This is a genomic window from Richelia intracellularis HH01 (assembly GCF_000350105.1).
Classification (GTDB): domain Bacteria; phylum Cyanobacteriota; class Cyanobacteriia; order Cyanobacteriales; family Nostocaceae; genus Richelia; species Richelia intracellularis.
The window spans coordinates 1-19,808 of sequence record NZ_CAIY01000012.1 but is presented as its reverse complement, the minus strand read 5'-3'; the positions used below and the strand labels follow the sequence as shown (position 1 = coordinate 19,808).

The window sequence follows — 19,808 nt, the reverse complement described above, 5'->3', positions numbered from 1 at the left end:
GATATCATGGGGAATTGGTGGAAGCAATGGCTGATAACCTTGATGGGGTCGCAGTCCTTGCTGCTGAAAGCTCTGGATATTTTATTGGTAATGGCGCTCACCTACATGATGTTAATTGTGATCAATGAGCGCCGCACATTGTGGATGGTACAAGGATTCATTCTTTTAATTTTAGCCTCCGCACTCAGCGGACAATGGAAACTCAATTTACTCAAGTTTGTTCTTGATAAATTAGTAGTTGGTTCTGCTGTTGCCATGGCAGTGGCTTTTCAGTCAGAATTTCGTAGGTTTTTAGAACAATTGGGGCGAGGTGAATTTCGACAGTTATTTCAACCATCTCGCCTGGTAGTTCCTAAGTACGATAATGTGATTGACGAAATTGTGGACGCAGTTAAGGAACTTTCCAAAAATCGTATTGGGGCTTTATTGATTCTCGAAACCTCAGGTATGGTAGATGAGAGAGATTTTTCCGTACCCGGAGTAAAATTAAATGCTGAGGTTTCTAAGGAGTTAATCCAAACAATTTTTCAACCAAAAACCCTATTACATGATGGAGCAACATTAATACGTGGATCACGTATAGCAGCATCAGGTATAATTTTACCGCTTTCAGGACGTACTGCTTCACGCCAACTAGGTACACGCCACCGAGCTGCTATGGGAATTACAGAGCGAGTCGAGAATTGCATTTGCGTAGTTGTATCAGAAGAAACAGGCTCTATTTCTCTAGCAGAAAGGGGAAATCTAAACAGACCACTGACAATTACGAAACTAAAAGAGTCTTTAGAAGCTCGCTTTGCTCCTACTGTTGATCGGGAAGCTGTAGCACCTGGTTTGTTCAGTTTAGGTCGTCAAATTCGTAGTCAGGTTCTAGCATTTTTATCACGTTTACTAGGTTTACCATCGACTGCTCCGCAAGATAAAAAATGACAGTACAACAAACGCAATTACAATATTTACCATCTGATTTAAGGGAAGAATTACTGCCAAAACACGTCGCAGTGATTATGGACGGCAATGGTCGATGGGCACAACGTCAAGGACTACCCCGAATTATGGGTCATAAAAGGGGAGTAGACACATTAAAAGATTTACTCCATTGTTGTAAAGACTGGGGGATTGAGGCTTTAACAGCCTATGCTTTTTCCACAGAAAATTGGGGTAGATCAAGGGAAGAAGTAGAATTTTTAATGAACCTATTTCAAGGGGTTTTGCGCCAAGAATTAAGGGAAATGATTCAGGAAAATGTACAAATCAAATTTGTAGGCAATTTAAATGCCCTGCCTAGGACTTTGCAAGAAGAAATTTCCCATTCCATGGAAAAGACGAAAAATAATCACAGTATCCAGTTTACTGTAGCAACTAATTATGGCGGAAGACAGGAAATCGTCCAAGCTTGTCGTATGATTGCCGAAAAAGTAGAACAAGGTTCACTAAAAGCCCACGAAATTGATGAAACTATATTTGAACGCCATTTATATACAGCTGGAACTTGCGATCCAGACTTGTTAATCCGTACTAGCGGAGAAGTACGCTTATCAAATTTCCTTCTTTGGCAAATGGCTTATTCTGAGATTTATATTACTAACACCTTATGGCCTGATTTTGATCGAAGTGAATTTTACCGTGCCTTATGTACCTACCAACAGAGGGAACGTCGGTTTGGAAAAGTTCTTTAATAAAAAAGTAAATAGTTAGGAGTTGAAGATAAACATTTCTTCTCCTTATATAATTAATTTTATCTAAGGTCCAAAGAAAATTGCTTTCTCTATATCTTGGCGAGTCAGTGAATATTTAAAAGCCCGTTGAATGTCTTGTCCTTCATTACCTGCCTCAATATAAACAACAACTATTTGATCTGTATCTAAGTAGATTTCAGCTTCCCAAGAGTCTTTGTTTAAATACCAATAATGTAGTTGTTTTTCGTCTTGGGTACATCCTTGCAACCTTAACCATTGTTCAATTTCAGGTAAAGGATGACTATATAAAGGCGTATCTGGAGAAGGCAAAGTCATTTGATTTGAAGTTTTGGATTTTAGGGATTTAATTATCCTGGACAGAAATTCCTGCTACTCAATGAATATGTAGTAGCTAAACTAGCAATATCCTTAATTACTGTATGTTAAGGCTCAATGGCGCGAATTCGGCAGACAACATCAAATCACTATGGATAATACCAATTACAAGAACCAACATTAAACAACCAAGAAATGTCAATGATAAAATAAATAGGGCGAAAATTTCCCCAGATGAAAGAGAACGATAGCTGGGATCAGAACAACGTGATTTGATCGAGTAATAACCAGAAAAAACGGATGAATGATAGCTGACAGGAGACTCAATTACTCCTCGCTTGGAATAACCTATTTGTAGATCGTAAGCATACCGATCCTCCAGATTCATCAAGGTGGTATAGGCTTCATTCAAATGCTGGAATTTGACAGTAGCATCGCTGATAGGTAGGACTGTTGTGTCTGGATGATAGCATTTGCTTAATCTCTTGTAAGCACAACGTATTTCGAGCATAGATGCTGAGGGCTCTAATCCCAAAAGGTTGTAGTAAGTTGGTTTGCTGGTGTGCATTACTACCCTGTTTTTATTCACGCCTGTGTTAATTTTTTCCTGATCAACTAGTTTATATATTTTGAATGTGCCGGTGATTTTTAAAATAAGGCTGTGTGAAGAACGGTATTTCTAAATGCCCAGTTTCACAATTATTCACTTTGTAACCTTTATACCTAAATTTTAATCTCAATACTTAGAAATTGATTTGCTAACTAAACCCTCTTAAATACTTAATTTTTGATAAAAGTCAAAGTCACTACTAAATAATCACAAACACCCATACATAATTGTTTGGCCAAATTGGTGATTTCCAAGTTAAGTTTCTCAATTGATATCTCCATAGCTATCAGGATCGTAACTAACAGATTTTTATTACTAGCATTTAGGGGTTCCGTACTTGCGAATGTTTTTAGGCTAAAATTGTTATAACTTAAAAATGACCTATATAATATTGAGGTGATTATGGGTAAACCTTGGATTTGATATTCACATTTATTAATAGGTCACACAAGCAGTCATACTCGGTTAGTTTGTGATGGTCTGCAAGTTGTTTTTCCATGGCAATCAAACATAAATTAGTAATTGAGTCGTAAGATACTGTTTGCTTTGATAAAAAGGGGTGAATAAATTGCTTTTACTCTCCTCTAGTTGGCAGACATAATACCGATAGGGTCATTAGCAGTTCTAGGTTTTACCTAGAACTAGGGAATACTTGCCATGAGTCTATTACAACTGCCTTAAGAAAGTATAAATGGCATAAGTAGACTAATGACTTTCGTCAACAAGTTACTCTCTCATCAAAGACCCTTGAATCATAAACCAATTATCAGGATTTGTACAATGAGTTTATTTACATAGCTTCATAGTCTTTAATACTGATTATGCTATAACATATTATTCTAAGAACATTCGAGTATTTTATACATAACTCTAGTAAACTAACCAGATTAGTTTGATTGGACAACTAAACTTAAGGATAAGTTCATAGTGAATATACAAATTAGCTGTAATTTCCCCCCATATAAAACGAGCATTTCAGCATTAATCTAGTTATCTATTTAGTATTAAGAATTACCATAAATCATACCCCCAAGTAATATCAAGCCAATCCAAACATTTTGTCGGAACATTTGGCTATAGGTATGTTTGGGTAGTTTGAATTGCTTGAGGGTAATAACCTGCCAAGTCCATCCTAATAAACTTATTGTTAAGCTGATCCAAAAAGTCCATTTAAGATGGGTAAAGATTCCCAAAATAGATAATAAAATAACGGTTCCAGTAAATAAAATGCCAACGGCAGTAGCAACATGTCTGCCAAAAAAGAGTGCGCTGGAATGAATGCCAATGCGTCTATCATCTTCACGATCACTCATAGCATAAATTGTATCAAATCCCAATGTCCAAAGAACTGTCGCACCCCATAGTAACCAAGCAGGTAAAGGTAAAGTTTGAGTGATAGCACTCCAGCTAATGAGTACAGCAAAACCCCAAGCAATCGAAAGTAACAACTGAGGTATAGGGAATACCCTCTTTGCTCCTGGATAAAGCAAAATTACTGGTACTGCAGCAACACATAACCAGAAGGTAAATAGGTTGAGATATAATGTAAGTACTGCAGCACAAGCTATTGCAACTATTGCAACTACAATGCCAACCTTTACTGAAAGATTGCGTGAAGCTAAAGGTCTATTACGAGTCCTTTCGACTCTTAGGTCTATATCCCGGTCCCATAAATCATTAACTACACATCCAGCAGCACTAGTGGTAAGGCTACCAAGGATAATTGTTACAACTAAAGGTAAGGGAGGTTTGCCTGATGCAGCTAGAAATAAAGCCCAAAGGGCAGGGATCATTAAAATAATCCTTCCTTCTGGTTTATCCCACCTTAAAAGCCGAATAATTGACAACCATATAGGTTGTTTACTGCCATTAGAGTTATTCAACATAATGAAAAGATGATGATTTCCAGGAAAGTCAATTAGCGAGTTCTCATATCCATAAGAATATTGCCATTTTCTATTTATAAAATTAAAACTCCAAATCTTATACTCCATTACTGAAGATAGAAAGAATAAAACTAATCCTCTAGTAGTCTAAGCAGAGAGTCAAATTTGTTTATCTAATGATAGAAAGTTAAGTTGCCATATTTGAAAATAATAAAAACTAAGTAATTATTTAGCTAAGGATAACCAGTATCGGCAAAGATACGATTTAAAATAAAAATCTATTTTATTATTAAAATTCACTTCTGTCTATGAAAAACAGTTGTTTTATAAGCATCTCAACCCATTTATAGAGTAGGGTATACAACCAGATTAAATGGTCTCAAGGACAAATCATTTTTTGCATTTGACATAAATTCTATTAGATATAGTCCACACCTAAGCTTATTTTATTAATGGATAAGTAAAAAATATGGAACTCCAGAATGTATATTGGTTAATAAACAAATTACCAAAACAAAAATTAAGCAGTAGTATGAAAATCTGTTGGGTGCTTTGAGAGGTTTGATTAAGTGGTAGTTGCTGGGGATTAAAAACCTTAATTGAATACCCTCAATGACTCACACAAACATAGAGGCTTTCTAGAAAAAAAGTGGAATATATATTTGCAGATCTTTGACAGTAGTGGAGTAGACTAAAAGGGTGTTAGTTTTAGACAGAACCTGGAAAAACCCATCATGGAAAGTCCAGTAAATGTAATAGCATGATAGAAAGTATACTTGATTGTATTCCCAGTTGAAATGAATATGGATTTTCTTGGACTTCAATAACAACATCATTAATCATCGAACTCCCTACTTTGACAAAAATTCTAAAGGCCGTGAATTAGACAAGCCATTAGGTAACAGAGATTGGGATTTAAGTCAATCAATGTACTGTGTGTTTTTTGAGAATGAGAATGTTTTTGCTGTAGTGGAACTTCTATAATCTAGTAAATATACTCTATTGAAATCCAATTGGGGATTTTATTGATTATTTGATTCTCATGTCTAGTAAATTGAAGAGTTTTTATCAACTTAACTGATATTACTACCCAATAGCAAAAGAAGTATATATTACTACTTACTCTAGTCTACAAAAATGGATTAGAAATTACCAAACTTTATATTAATGATTTTATAGAATATATGTTAAATAACTGGCAAATATAAGAATATTTAATTGAGGATAATAATGTTCTATAAAAATAACCTTTTCCTATTTCTACTAGTTTTTATACCAGTTTCCCTTGCTGCCAAGCTTTTTAACTTGGGAGACTTAATAATTTTTATTACTGCTGGCTTGGCTATTTTACCCTTAGCAGCTTGGATGGGTACAGCAACAGAAAAGATAACTGTAATTATGGGTCCATCATTAGGTGGATTCTTAAATGCTACCTTTGGGAATGCTACCGAATTAATTATTGCGATCACTGCACTTAAAGCTGGTTTAGTAAATGTGGTAAAGGCCAGCATCACAGGGTCAATTATTGGAAATTTATTACTAGTAATGGGACTAGCAATGTTTTTAGGAGGTTTGCGTCACAAAGAACAAACTTTTCAGCCAGTAACAGCACGAGTAAATGCCGCAGCAATGAATTTAGCTGTGATTTCCATTCTCATACCCACAGCTGTAGATGCAACTTCTGTGGGGGTTGACGAACAAACTTTGCAGAATCTTTCCCTTGCTGTTGCAGTAATTCTGATTCTGGTTTATTTCTTAACTCTCTTATTTTCCATGAGAACTCACTCTTACCTTTATGATGTAGGATCAGCTAGAAGTGGAACTCCAGAATTATTTACTCAAAATAAACCTAATGTTTGGGTATGGCTAGTAGTCTTATTAGCTTGTGCTTTATTTGTAGGTATAGAATCTGAGCTATTAGTATACTCCCTAGAGGTGGCTACATCACAGCTAGGATTAACAGCTTTATTTACTGGGGTAATTATTATCCCAATTATTGGTAATGCTGCAGAACACACTACAGCTGTAACTGTTGCCATAAGAAACAAAATGGATTTGTCTTTATCTGTGGCCGTAGGATCAAGTATGCAAATAGCTTTATTTGTTGCTCCTGTACTAGTAATCGCGGGTTATTTTTTCCGTCAACCGATGGACTTGAATTTCAATCCCTTTGAATTGGTAGCTGTAGCAGTTTCTGTATTGATTGCTAATACTATTAGCTCTGATGGTAAGTCTAACTGGTTGGAAGGTACTTTGCTTTTAGCTACCTATGCAGTACTAGGTTTTGCATTTTATTTTCACCCTATTATAGATGGTATTGGTTAATTATTAAATTGTAGAAAAATAAGGGTATAGAGAAATAAGAATGTTCACCTAATTATCTACTATTTTATTCTTAATATATACCACATTCAATTATTCAATAGTGACATGTATAGACTTAAGCTCGGCACTGTTCAAGTGCGAATCATAAATGATAATAATAGATTATAAGATTAACATCTTTACCTACATAGTCAGGGTTTAATATTTGCTTTTTTCATTATAAATGATAAGTGTGATTGTTCCATATTTACTGTTATGTAACTATCATATTTATTAATTGTATTACTCTCTTCATCATTAATATTTTTTCACAGAAGATACTATTAGTTGATAAGCTTATCTTTGTAATTATCCTCAAACAGATGGAATATCATGTGTATAATATCAATTAGTAAGAACATCGTGAATTAATGATTATATAATAGCAACAAGAAATTTAATTAATGGAATTAAAGAAGTAAGGATGGCTATTTTTCAGTAAAAGAATAAAATAAATGATAAAGATAGTCCCTAAGTTTTAAAGTTTTAACCAAAAAATTCTATTTGACACTAGCAACTTAGATCTCTTTACAGACTTATAGTATACAACAAACGAGGCTTATCTGTATATTTTTCTTAGTGAATTAGAAACTGCAAATATAAGCCGACTAAGATATATGAAATCTACATGAAAAAAGTATCATGGGGAGAAATTTAGCAACAAACTGTTTTCAGTCCGTAGAAAGTATTAATGCTCGCTGATAAAAAGCCTTGCTAAAATTTCTTTTACCGTATCTTGAAAATTAATTTTAAAACTATCATTAAGCACAAATATAATTATGCTATATCTGATAGAGTTTAGAGGCTTCATGAGCAACATTATTATCCAGTTGTTGCTTCAGTATATGTCTATAACAGAGGTACCCATATTATGAGGATAAATGAGTGAAAGGATTATTATCTAAATTAAAAAATAGCCCTACTGCTATCTTAATTTCTTTCAGCACTTTATTACTAACAACTGGTAAAGCGGCAATAGCTAATGAAACTATACAAACTATAGAGCTATTGGAAAAACCAGATAAAAATGTGAAAACAGTTTCATTTAAAAGTCAGAAAGCTTGTATTAGACACACAAAATTAAAGAAGTTTTTCTGTGCAAATGCACAAGAATTATCTCATTTGAAAAAAGGTAATGCTGAAGTCGATTCGACTGATTTAAATAATCAAGAGGATTTACTCAATATAAGTGATGAGGAAAGTGATGCAGCAGTGGCAATGTTTGGCTGTGATTGCATCGCATCTATAAATTGCTTACGCCGCCTGAGGAACAGTTTACCATAATTGATCACTAAATAATGAAAGTAAATAATTCAGTTAACAACATAGGATGTTAATTAATAAAGTTTAAGGTTGGTTATTCTGATAATTAGCACATAATTAGTATGTTATACTATATCTCAACCTTAATTAAAGTCATATTTATAATATATATTGATATTGCTAAAACTTATACTTAACAGTAGCGGAATTTCTATCATTTTAATAAAAAATTATTCTTACTGAATAAATAAATTAATTATTTTTATTCTTGATTGCTTGCTGCAACAGTGTTTCTCTATCATGATACAACAAACTATGGGCTGCATCTATCATAGAATTGGCAATATCGCTTAAGTCTTGACGATTATTCAAATAAGTTTTTAAAGCATCTATGGGATTTATACTATTATAAGCACTCAATTCCGGAATACGGGGCCGAGCTAATTGGCTAATTAATTCTGGATGAATAGTATAGCTATGGGAATAACTTAGAGCCTTATGCAATTCTGGTGTATCAATTAAGTTCAACTGTTCAGAAAAAACCTTATAAATCAATCTTACAACTACATCTTTGATTTTATGATTGGCAATTGCTTTTATAATAGCAGCCTGGGGGTCTTCTTCTTTTGATAAATCCACAGTGATTGTACAGAATCTACGTACGGGCAGAGGACAAAATTCCCACTTTACTTTACCTCGTTCTAATTCAATAATTACATAACCCTTATCTTCTTTCTCCTCACTGAAGTCTACTCGTTCAATGCTACCTGAATAAATAACTGGTGGGTCATTGGTTTTATTTAAATTCTGATGGCGATGAACATGACCTAATGCTACATAATCAAAACAAGGACGAGTTAATAATGATAAAGGAATTGTAAAACCTTTACCTACTGCTAAAAAACGCTCTGCACCAAAAGAAGCATTTTCAGTCATTAAATGACCCAAAAGAATAGTTGGCAAATTGGGATCAAGACGTCGAATTTCCCCTTCTATTACTAATTGCAACCGCTCAATCAATAACTGGTTGATTTCCGATAAGGACATCCTGCTGGTTTCTTTCTTAGTCATAAGTGCAGAACGAGTCAACCAAGGTAGAGTTAAAACCTGTACTAACCCATTGCGAGTAATAACTTTGTGAGTAGCTAACGTATCCCCAACAACAAATCCAGGTACACCTAATGTGCGGTAAATACATAGACTTGCACCCCCTTGGCCTTGAGAATGTTGGTCATGGTTACCTACCAAGAGGATGGTGGGTATATCTACGTCCACCAGACGACGGAACTGATTTGCAAAAGCTTGTTGTATATACGGGGGAGGTGTTGCATCAGGGAAGGCATCCCCCCCAAAGACAACCATATCTACAGGATCTTCTAAGGCCCTATCAATACATCGAGATAAAGTATTGATGAAATCCTCTAAGCGAGTGTTGAGTCCAGTTTCTGGGTTTATCTGCCCCTGAGAGAAACCACTTCCCATATGAATGTCAGAAAGATGGAGGATTTTAACCATTTTAGATTTTGGATTGTTGAATGTGACATTTTCAGTATTTATCTATACAGCTTTAATTACCATGTAGAAATTTTCTGTCTTCAAATTTAATATTCAGTGATAAATACTTCCACGACAAGGAGAAATAAAATAAATTAAGGTTGGGTCTCACAAGCGATACATGATTCAAAGCAAATACTTAATTGCTGGTATTTACAGTGTAATTATAATAGATCAAATATTACAGAAACATCAATAGTTTAAATACTAGCAACCGACTTATTGAAAGACTTTCTATGAACAATAATTATGGTAGGGATGAATCTAAGTGCTTCAAAAAATACTACCTACTCTATTATTTGTTTATATATTTGCTTGTATGTTTCTGTTCGTATTTCAAGAAATTATTCAACTACCTAAATAATTAGAGATAACTACATCAGTAAACTCTTGTTAGACTAGTGGATTAATAGGGTACTTTCAAATTTAGATTGATGTATAAGTATAAGACTTGAAATGGTAATACTATAAACAGTCAAGAGGTTAGAAACTCATGATTTAACATTTCACGATTAGATTTATTGGGAATTTACACAGGGTATTAATTTTATAATCTCATTTATTAGCGAGGGATTATTTTAAACTGTAATCAAGTAAAAATTCTATAACCTATTAGAACTAAAGATTAAATAATTATCAAAGTTGCCAAATTTGGTTGAGGTAAACTTTATTTGTACAAGCATTAAGTTTTGATTCAGCAAAAGTATTGACTCTCAATTCAATACTTTTGCTCTTATGGTAGTTTTAATTATATAAATTTGGAATTTTTATTAATGATTAGGATGTTTCAGGTGATCTTGAACTTAAGATTATTTTAAACTTGTATATTATATATATTTTATCTTACACTAAAATTCCAAGAAAAAATATGAAATGAGCTTAACAACTTATCTAAATGTATATTTTAAATGTTTTTCTATTAAATTTGTGAACTGGGCTATATAATTTTCCTATTCCAATATTTCCTTGATATTCAAAGTACTTACGAGTAAGAATATTGCTTAAATAAATATATTTTCTAATAAAGGGTCAATTATTACTTGTATTGTAGCTATCTTATTAAGTATTTATTATATTAAATTTTGCATTTTTTTAGTTGTGTTATAGCACTAGAATCGGTGATAAATTAAACAAAACAGTAATAATATTGACAAAATATTTATAGATATTCTCATGAAAAGCATACGATATAGAAGTCATGCGTTTAAAATAAGTTTGTATTAAAATAGGTGTTATTTCCCTCTAGGTAAATACATCAATTGTTAAATACATTATCCTTAGAATCAGTAGAATCAATTATTATGGTATCCAGTTAGTTTTATGAGTCAATAAATTAATAATTTTATCTTTCTCAAAGAATATTTAGTTATAAAGCTACGCTTTATATTTGGTTAATGTGATCTAGGCAATTAATCTAATAATATAGAGTTAATATACTAAATATTAGGCTAATTTTATCTCTTGAATTTATGTAAATAAAATTATTATAGTGGGTATACCAACATATTTTTTGCCTTTAATAAATATTTCAATTTATATTCAAATATGAATTGGAATATTTATACTTTGGTTTTGGTTAATTTCCTCATAACATAAATATTTTTTGTTTGGACTCTAGTTTTCGGCCATAATGAATTAAGTTAGTATAGCTATTTTTATATAGATCAGTAATCTATAAGAGACAAATGCAACTAATTTTATACAGTAAGCCTGGGTGCCATTTGTGTGAGGGGTTACAGGAAAAGTTGGAAACAATTATTCAAACTGGCAATATACCTTCTCTTAAGTTAGAAGTTCGTGACATTACTACCTGTGATGATTGGTTTATAGCTTATGAGTATGAAGTACCCACATTATTTTATCGTAGTGAAGATGGAAGCGATTTAAGACCTATCCCTCGTCCTTCTCCCCGGATAACATTGCAAAAATTTGAGCAAATTTTAAAAACTTATATCTAAATGTATTTGTCAGAGAGAGTGAACCTAGTACAGAATAAGCCCTAAATAAGCCTATAAAGAGGTTCACAAGTATATGAGATTGCGGGATTTACTAGCCACTATAGAAGGGATTACTCAATTATCTATACATCCAGCTTTAGATATTGAGGTGAGAGGCTTAAAGACTAACTCTCATACTTGTAGTGCGGGAGATGTATTTATTGGGGTGCCGGGAAGCAAGGTTGATGGTGGATATTTTTGGCATGATGCTATTGCATCTGGCGCAATTGCGGCAATAATTTCCCCCCAAGCTGCAGAAAATAATCCCCCACAACCTAAAGATTGTGTGGTTGTTGTAGCACAAAATATGAATCAAATCTGTGGCCAATTAGCTACTGTTTTTTATGATTACCCAGCCGAAAAGTTAAAACTAATCGGCGTTACAGGAACCAATGGGAAAACCACTATTACCCATTTAATAGAGCATTTTTTCAAGCAAGCCCAACAACCTATTACCTTAATGGGGACCTTATATCATCGCTGGCAAGGATTTGAGCAAATAGCAGTTCATACCACTCCGTTTGCGATAGAATTACAATCACAGTTAGCTGCAGCGGTAAATGCTGGCAATAAATACGGTGTAATGGAAGTTAGTTCCCATGCTTTAGCACAGGGGAGGATTTTAGGCTGTAAGTTCCAAGCCAGTGTCTTTAGTAACCTTACCCAGGATCACCTGGATTTTCATGAGAACATGGAAGATTATTTTAGGGCAAAATCTCTACTATTTTACCCCAATTATTTGCAGGGTAGGGCAATTATTAACATCGATGATACCTATGGTTGCCGCCTTATTAAAAGTATAGGTAACGATAATACTTGGAGTTACAGCACTCATAGTAGTAGCGCCGATTTATATATGAGCAATTTAATATATAAACCTAATAAAGTTAGTGGTATATTACATACACCTAAAGGGGATATTACTTTTGTTTATCCTTTGGTCGGTCAGTATAACCTAGAGAATTTACTAGCAGCAGTAGGAGCAGTTTTACATCTAGGGGTCGATTTACAAATAGTATCAGAAGCAATCAGGAGTTTTCCTGGAGTACCAGGGAGAATGGAGAAACTGCAAATTAGTCCAGATCAAGATATTAGCGTAATTGTGGATTATGCCCATACTCCAGATGGTTTAGAGAATTTACTTAAAGCCTCTCGTCCTTTCATTCCTCGTCAGATGATTTGCGTGTTTGGGTGTGGGGGTGATCGTGATCAGAATAAACGCCCAAAAATGGGAAAAATAGCCGCTGAATTAGCCGACATAGTTATTATAACCTCCGACAATCCCCGCACAGAAGATCCAGAGAAGATTATGCAGAATATTGTTGATGGGATACCAAATATAAGGAGCCCTATAGTGATTAGTGATCGCTCCCAAGCAATTCACAAAGCTATTATTCAAGCACAATCGGGTGACGGAGTTATAATCGCTGGTAAAGGTCATGAAAATTACCAAATTTTAGGCACAGAAAAAATATACTTTGATGACAGAGAGCATGCACGGCAAGCACTAGCTAATAGAAATTTGTCTAAGATATAGTCTGGAAGAAGGGAAGTAATAAGGGAAAATCATTGAAAAGTTTTACACAATTACAAAGTTAACTCGTACCTATAAAATTCCTACTCTGCAAGAAGTAGAACTCTATACATCTAGAGTTCTACTTCTTGCAGAATTTCTGCTGATTGCAACTTTACGTATACTTTTTGACCTCTAGTGCCTAGTCAAATAAAATTTATTCCACCTAGTATTGATTAATCAGTAATATTATTATTTTCGCTGACATTATAAAATAATTTAAACTATGTAAGGTAATTTTGTTGATAAACTCAGTAGTAGTATATATCAAAAACAAAATTTATATTTTCTGAACTTATAGCATCAGTGCATTTTAGTAGCTGGTGATTTCCCGAAAATAATTTCAAAAGACTAATAACTCCATTTTTTAAATAAACTGAATTCATGAATGTTTCTCCAACTCAGGATATTTCTTTTTACAGATTAGCTTTGGAGGGTCCGAATTCTCCTGAGGTATTCCCTTTAACTTCTGCAACATTACTATCACTAGTAATGTCACAAATTGACTTACTAATTGAATATAAAATTACAGCTACCTTATGGGTAAAATTACCTCCAGAAAGTATTTGGCAGTCTGAAATTGTTCGCTATCATACTGCATTGAATACTATTCCTAACATATATAGTTACCATCTAAGTAACAATAATTTAGAAGTTTCTGCAGAGATAAATCAAGATTCATCATTACACCACCTATACTTACAACTCGAACCAGATAGCAAACTAAAGAGGGAATATTTTTTTGTTATCATATCACCAGAATTATACAGTGTAGTTATTGCATATCGTCCAGAAAAGAAATTAATAGAGCCTGAATTTAACAATATCAGTCAAAAGAAAACGGCTTTTTTATTAGGAACCTGTTGTTTTAAAAGTAGAATTATTCAACGGGTGGTAGATGGTATTTATGACGCAATTGCTCCAGAAAATATCTCCAGAGACTTTATTCTTTCTGAAACGCCTAAACTAGAATTAATTAATAAGTTATTGATCAAACAAATTAAAAGGCAAGATGAAATTAGTCGTCAAGTTATTAGTCAAAAAGTTACTAAACTCCAAAAGCAAAATCAAAATCTTCAAAATTCTTTAACTAGCAGGTATGAATACTTAAACCTTGTCTGCCAACAACTTCTTACCCCCTTGACACATATGAAAACCGCATTGAGTTTGTTAAACTCTTCAGCTATGAAAGCAACGCAGCGTCAACGCTATTTGCAAATGATTAATAGCCAGTGTGATCGCCAAAATGCATTGATTAATGGAGTGAGAGAGTTAGTGCAAATAGAGAAGAATTTATATGAAACTGATTTAGAATCAGTTCATATTTCGGATGTTGTTCCCGGTGTTATTAGTACTTATCAACCTCTCGCTCAAGAAAAAGGTATTATGCTGGCTTACACAATACCAAATGAATTGCCTGCAGTACAATGTGTTAGTGGTGGACTTAGACAGATATTAATTAATTTAATTGCCAATAGTATTAAATTTTCCTCTCATGGTGGACAAGTTTGGGTAAGAACAAGGGTAAAAGGTAATTATGTGCAATTAGAGGTCAAGGATACAGGCATTGGTATTGCGGAGAATGAATTATCGAAGATCTTTGATAGCTTTTACCAGGTGCATCTATCAACCACAGAAGATCCTGGAGGAGCTGGCTTAGGTTTAACTGTGGTACAGCAATTATTACAAGTTGGTGGTGGTTCCATTACAGTAACAAGTAAATTAATGGAGGGCTCTACATTTACTGTAAACTTGCCAAAGATCATAGAGGAAAATTAATCATTGCCCATTATTTTATAGGGCTCGCAATGTAAAAATTACTTTTTGTTTTATAGCCTTGTGTGCTAAGTATTTATTCTTAAAGTTTGCTTTTCTTTGATTTCCAAGGGCAAAAATATGGTTAATATTTCCCCATGCTGTGGACGTTGTCGAACAATAAGCTTTCCACCAATTTCCTGGAATAGATGTTTGGTTGCAGAAAGATTGAGACTAATTGTTCCTGTTTCAGGTTGAAAAGTTAGCAATTGGCCTAATGCCCTACGTATAGGCGGGGTACATGGGGACTTGCAATCCTGTGTTTTAGGCTGAGGTAGGGGTAATAATTGCAACTTCAACTGACTACCTGCTGGAATTACATGTACCTGAATTCCACTTCCAGAGGGTAGGTTGCGGATGATATTTTCCATTACACCAGTCAACATTCTATCCAACATTATAGGGTTACTTACTACTGTTGGCAATTGTTGAGGTAACACAACTTCCAAAGTGAGGTTGCGTCTACTAGCAGTTTCTTGCCAACGAGGAATATTTTGATGTAAGACTTGATCCAAAGATGTAGCAGTAAGAGGTGTTTTTGTGAGGCTTCTATCAATATTGCAGGTTTCTAGTTCTGCTGCTTGAAATAATAATTCCATACGATCAATTTGTTCAGTGCATTCATGATCAATAATTTTGAGACGCCTAATTACACTTTCAGATAAATTACTCTGCCTCAGTAATAAGCGTGTCATAGTCCGAATTGTTGACAGTGGGGTACGAACCTCATGAGCAAACGCTTGCAAGAGTTCGATATCTTGTTTATTACTAGCACGGTAGGTATTTTCGGTCTTGTTATCTGATACCTCTGTTCCCCTAACATTATAGAGAGAATCAGATATAAGGGATTCTTTATCACCCTTTTCTTTATTTATATTCTCTGTTAATGGTTCCGGTATACAGGTCAGTAACCATTGACTAAACCGTAAAACCTGACTAATCTCTGGAGGATCTTGACTGTAATTACTGACTAATATTTCCAAATTTTTTTGCAAATTTGGATTAGTGAGCATTATCCTTGCCCCTAATGTTTGCCAAACTTGTTGTATGGTCTCTGGCTCAAAAGAAAGTATAAAATAGCAACTACCATTCTCTGCAGGTGTTAAAACTAGTAGTAGTCTAAGTTGTTCTGTGAAGATTAAGCAAAACTGCTCATCTGCTAGAGGATCTACAGGTAGTAGGGGTAATACTGACTCTCTCAGAGATATAACTGGCTCTAAATCAGCATCGGCATGAGGCATCTGAAATGGCATTAGTGCCAAGGGGTTAAATGGTTTGGATGTAAAAGTCACAGTTTGCAGACGGGGAGAGAGCTGAGGATGACTAAATACCAAAGCTGGTCCTGCAAATACCAATGGAGGAACAGTATCATCTTTGGTATCTCTATCTTTAGAAGGATTATCTAAAAGCATTTGTTCTGTTGCTGCAAGACTGATCTGCCACTGCTGATGAGCTTTTGCTGGTGAGCACTCAATTGTAGTCGACTGATTAGTGATTATAATTTCTTGTAGACTTGGCAATATCCATTTGTACACCGAGTTTAACCCCTTGACTTGTTAGTCACATGAAAGCATATTGGCAGGTTTATCACCACCTAAAAGGGTATGTCTATTTGTATTTAATTGTAAGTCGTAGAACCGAACAAGAAAGGTATGAATTTCCTATTTATTCCACAGAACTATGAAAATATTTGACATCGGTAGTGATTGCTAAATAATCATCTTCTATCAATATTAGCTACAAGTACAATTATGTCATAAATTGAGCATTCATTAGAGATAGATTTTTTTTTAGGCTGGTATTAAAAAAACTCCACTATGGGGATTTTATTCTTTAATTTTGGGGTTTTAGAGAAAGCCAAATAAACTTTTTCATTAACAAGTGAATTTGAGCCCAAGCAATAATTATAAGTTATCATAATAAAAATACCCAAAAGGAAATATCATCTAAATATTTCCTTCGCGAGAGATTTTGTTTATATAGGCATCATTTATTTTTCCAGTATAATTGATTAAGAAATCAGCGGTGTATATTTCAATATCTTCATATATAAAAGGAGATTAACAATTATGATTGGTGCCATTTTGCTGGGTGTTTCTATTAAAAATTACTATAATCCCTACTCCAAAATAATCTTACCTGTAAAATATGCTTATTCCATTGATTAGCTTGGTAATTAATATTGGTTAATATAAGGGATTAATTTTGTTTGTCAATAAATCAAGGCTTAAGTTCAAATCATCTCATTTATGAAACTTATTTAGAACCACCATCGTATAAAATTACTATATTTTAGGATGAATACTATCAAGGATAATCTTTTTTGAAGGATATTAGTCTAATATAATTGAGATGAAACTGAAAGATAAGTATCTCACCTTTAAAATACATACTAAAAACTAAAGCAGATGTATAATTTAATGCAATCCAAAATAATTTTCAGGATCAAGAGTTCATTAGAAAAACCATTCAAACTTCTGTCACGAAAATATATGGTACGAAGTGCTTATATTTAGGATATTAAGTAAATTGCTGTTATTTCTCAAGATATTTATTGTTTAGCAAAGAATAAGGTATGACTCCACACTCACAAATCAATATTTCCAGATTAAATTTGTTGTAATCTTTATCTGTATTAATACTTTCTGAGTAATTACAGCTATTTAAACCCAGTTATTTTTGGATTTTTACCTTGCTTTACCTTCATCCTTTACCCCTCTCTATCAAAATAACTACATGAGCATTACTCCCGAATTTGTTAAAGGTTTATTAAAATCTGAAGATATAGGTAAACGTTTACACGCTGTAAATCAAATCCGTACACTGAAACCAAAAATAGCTTTTGAGTTGATTCAAACAGCTATTGGCGATACGAACACCCGTGTCCGCTATTCTGCGATTAGCCAATTAGATACCTTAGGTAATCAGAATTTAGATATATCCTTGGATATATTGCGTGATCACTTGCTTAACGATCCAGAACCAGATATCCAAGCCTCTGCTGCAGACTGTTTAGGAGCCTTAAAATTAACTCAAGCATTCCCTGATTTACAGAAAATATATGAAACTACAAATGAATGGATTGTCCAATTCAGTATCATTGCAGCTTTGGGAGAATTGGGAGATAATCGTGCTTTTAAACTTTTAAAATCTGCATTGGCATCAGAAAATGAATTGATAAAAATTGCTGCGGTTAGCTCTTTAGGGGAATTGGGTAATATGGAAGCTATCCCTCTCTTAAAACGTTATACTAATAATCCAGATTGGCAATTCCGTTTTAGGTTAGTACAAGCCCTAAATAATTTGGGCGGTAGCGAAGCTCAAAGAATTTTGGAGAAAATGACTCAAGATACAGCTGAATTAGTCTCTGCAGAGGCCCAACGCTCTTTACAGAACTTTTGACTACTTATTGTTGCAAGAATAATTGTAGTGCTAGCAAAATTATTCGTCACTTACCTAAATATTTCTCCTGTGAAAACCTTAAAAAGCCTATATATGTAGCTTATCGTTGTAATCAAGTGGTTTGGAAATAAGAGAAAATATAAAGTAGATGCTCAAATTTAAAAAATGCTAAACATGAAGTCATGATTTAGCCAAGAAGATTTACATAACCAATAATCTGAAATGCGATAGGGTAATTTTTGACATTATATTGGGATTTTTCTTTATAACCAATATTGAATTTGATTGTAAGTGGTCAGCTGATGCTCCTAATTATGAAGATTAACAGAGTTATTCTCCTACATTTAATGATTTTGCACTCAATTTGGCCAATTACTTGATTAAAATATATGATCTCCATAATAAAAATATTTTAGAAATTGGATGTGGTAAAGGTAATTTTTTGTTACTGTTATGTCATTTTGGTAATAATAACGGTACTAAGTATAGATTCTAGTGAGGTACCGGTGCAAATCGACAATGAAGCAGTAGAAGAAGTCACTTTTATTAAGGATTATTATGGTGAGCAGCATGCTAAATATGTAGGTAATTTTATGTACTGTTGCCATACCCTAGAGCATATTCAACCAACATTTGAGTTTATAAATAGTTTACGCCGCTCCATTGGCTATCATCATGTACCGGTATTCTTTGAACTTCCTGTACTACCCGTGTTCTCAAGGATATGATCTTTTAAGATATTTCTTATGAATATACCTCTTATTTTACCCCTGGTTCTCTGGCGCGCTTATTCTGTTCTTGTGGGTTTGAATTTATTAATTTATAAAGATATTATAATAATGAATCTTTATTTATTAAAGCTATTCCAGTAGCTACACCTTCCAATAAAATTCACCCACTTGAAGAAACCCTGAAGCACACATAAGTATATCTACATGGTAAAATTAATCTATTATGAAGTTTACTAAAGGTAATAGATATGAGACCTTAAATCCTAAGATTTAAGATAAGTAGCGTTTTCACCTTTCTTGATTCTTACAGTTAATACTACTTTGACTAAGATAATAACTTGTACTTTATTATTTAATATTGTATTCAATTTAATCATTCCTCAATAAAATATTGAATATATACTTCTTGACAGGCTTGTCATATAATTTCTAATTATTTGTGATAAACCTAAAGATATACAATTGAAGCAAAATTGAAGTAAAAGAGTGAAAGCCAAGATTTACTTCAATTAGATGTAGTTCATGTATACAATTGTTTTAGGTTAAGTTATCATGATGACAATTTTGAGAACCTCAGCTAAAAAAANATNTATATATA

General features: G+C 33.6%; 14 protein-coding genes. 9 read left to right on the top strand and 5 right to left on the bottom strand.

Annotation, left to right across the window (positions count from 1 at the left end; translation table 11 throughout):
* Positions 1-6 precede the first annotated feature (6 nt).
* Together cdaA and uppS are read left to right on the top strand one after the other, a co-directional pair.
* Positions 7-930: a diadenylate cyclase CdaA gene (gene cdaA, locus RINTHH_RS01155; protein WP_008231830.1), complete on the top strand. Its 924-nt coding sequence runs from the start codon at positions 7-9 to the stop codon at positions 928-930.
* The gene (gene uppS, locus RINTHH_RS01150; RefSeq protein ID WP_008230602.1) at positions 927-1,679 is read left to right on the top strand and encodes a polyprenyl diphosphate synthase; all 753 of its coding nucleotides are present in this window, start codon (positions 927-929) and stop codon (positions 1,677-1,679) included. Before cdaA ends, uppS begins: the two co-directional genes overlap by 4 nt.
* 63 nt (positions 1,680-1,742) lie before the next feature.
* Here the strand turns inward: uppS and RINTHH_RS01145 are convergent, their stop codons facing one another.
* From RINTHH_RS01145 to RINTHH_RS01135, 3 genes are all read right to left on the bottom strand, one after another.
* A complete protein-coding gene (locus tag RINTHH_RS01145) occupies positions 1,743-2,015 on the bottom strand; it encodes a DUF3143 domain-containing protein (RefSeq protein ID WP_008230609.1) in 273 nt (90 codons plus the stop codon).
* A 97-nt stretch (positions 2,016-2,112) separates the two neighbouring features.
* The gene (locus RINTHH_RS01140) at positions 2,113-2,583 is read right to left on the bottom strand and encodes a J domain-containing protein (RefSeq protein ID WP_008231827.1); all 471 of its coding nucleotides are present in this window, start codon (positions 2,581-2,583) and stop codon (positions 2,113-2,115) included.
* 1,046 nt (positions 2,584-3,629) lie between these two features.
* Entirely contained in the window at positions 3,630-4,511 is an 882-nt protein-coding gene (locus RINTHH_RS01135; protein ID WP_044304333.1) for a 4-hydroxybenzoate solanesyltransferase, read from the bottom strand.
* A gap of 1,230 nt (positions 4,512-5,741) precedes the next feature.
* Here RINTHH_RS01135 and cax point away from each other — a divergent pair.
* Together cax and RINTHH_RS01125 are read left to right on the top strand one after the other, a co-directional pair.
* The gene (gene cax, locus RINTHH_RS01130) at positions 5,742-6,836 is read left to right on the top strand and encodes a calcium/proton exchanger (RefSeq protein WP_008231824.1); all 1,095 of its coding nucleotides are present in this window, start codon (positions 5,742-5,744) and stop codon (positions 6,834-6,836) included.
* Between the two features lie 924 nt (positions 6,837-7,760).
* Positions 7,761-8,159, top strand: a complete 399-nt coding sequence (locus RINTHH_RS01125) for a hypothetical protein (RefSeq protein ID WP_008231822.1) — start codon at positions 7,761-7,763, stop codon at positions 8,157-8,159.
* A gap of 231 nt (positions 8,160-8,390) precedes the next feature.
* Here the strand turns inward: RINTHH_RS01125 and sbcD are convergent, their stop codons facing one another.
* Positions 8,391-9,653 carry an exonuclease subunit SbcD gene (sbcD, locus tag RINTHH_RS01120; RefSeq protein WP_081606206.1) on the bottom strand — a complete coding sequence of 421 codons (1,263 nt, stop codon included), beginning with the start codon at positions 9,651-9,653 and terminating at the stop codon, positions 8,391-8,393.
* 1,724 nt (positions 9,654-11,377) lie between these two features.
* On the opposite strand from sbcD, the gene RINTHH_RS01115 reads away from it, so the two are divergent.
* The 3 genes from RINTHH_RS01115 (at position 11,378) to RINTHH_RS01105 (ending at position 15,041) form a co-directional block, all read left to right on the top strand.
* Positions 11,378-11,650 carry a glutaredoxin family protein gene (locus RINTHH_RS01115; RefSeq protein ID WP_044304332.1) on the top strand — a complete coding sequence of 91 codons (273 nt, stop codon included), beginning with the start codon at positions 11,378-11,380 and terminating at the stop codon, positions 11,648-11,650.
* A gap of 73 nt (positions 11,651-11,723) precedes the next feature.
* Positions 11,724-13,226: a UDP-N-acetylmuramoyl-L-alanyl-D-glutamate--2,6-diaminopimelate ligase gene (locus tag RINTHH_RS01110; protein ID WP_008231815.1), complete on the top strand. Its 1,503-nt coding sequence runs from the start codon at positions 11,724-11,726 to the stop codon at positions 13,224-13,226.
* Between the two features lie 420 nt (positions 13,227-13,646).
* Complete coding sequence (locus RINTHH_RS01105) at positions 13,647-15,041, top strand: ATP-binding protein (RefSeq protein WP_008231814.1); 1,395 nt, start codon at positions 13,647-13,649, stop codon at positions 15,039-15,041.
* Positions 15,042-15,106: 65 nt separating this feature from the next.
* Here the strand turns inward: RINTHH_RS01105 and RINTHH_RS01100 are convergent, their stop codons facing one another.
* On the bottom strand, positions 15,107-16,612 hold the full coding sequence (locus RINTHH_RS01100) for a sensor histidine kinase (RefSeq protein ID WP_008231813.1): 1,506 nt from the start codon (positions 16,610-16,612) through the stop codon (positions 15,107-15,109).
* 1,201 nt (positions 16,613-17,813) lie between these two features.
* Here RINTHH_RS01100 and nblB point away from each other — a divergent pair.
* A complete protein-coding gene (gene nblB, locus RINTHH_RS01095) occupies positions 17,814-18,479 on the top strand; it encodes a phycobilisome degradation protein NblB (RefSeq protein WP_044304331.1) in 666 nt (221 codons plus the stop codon).
* A gap of 506 nt (positions 18,480-18,985) precedes the next feature.
* Positions 18,986-19,207, top strand: coding sequence for a hypothetical protein (locus RINTHH_RS10065; protein WP_052312019.1), 222 nt, complete (start codon positions 18,986-18,988; stop codon positions 19,205-19,207).
* Positions 19,208-19,808 lie beyond the last annotated feature (601 nt).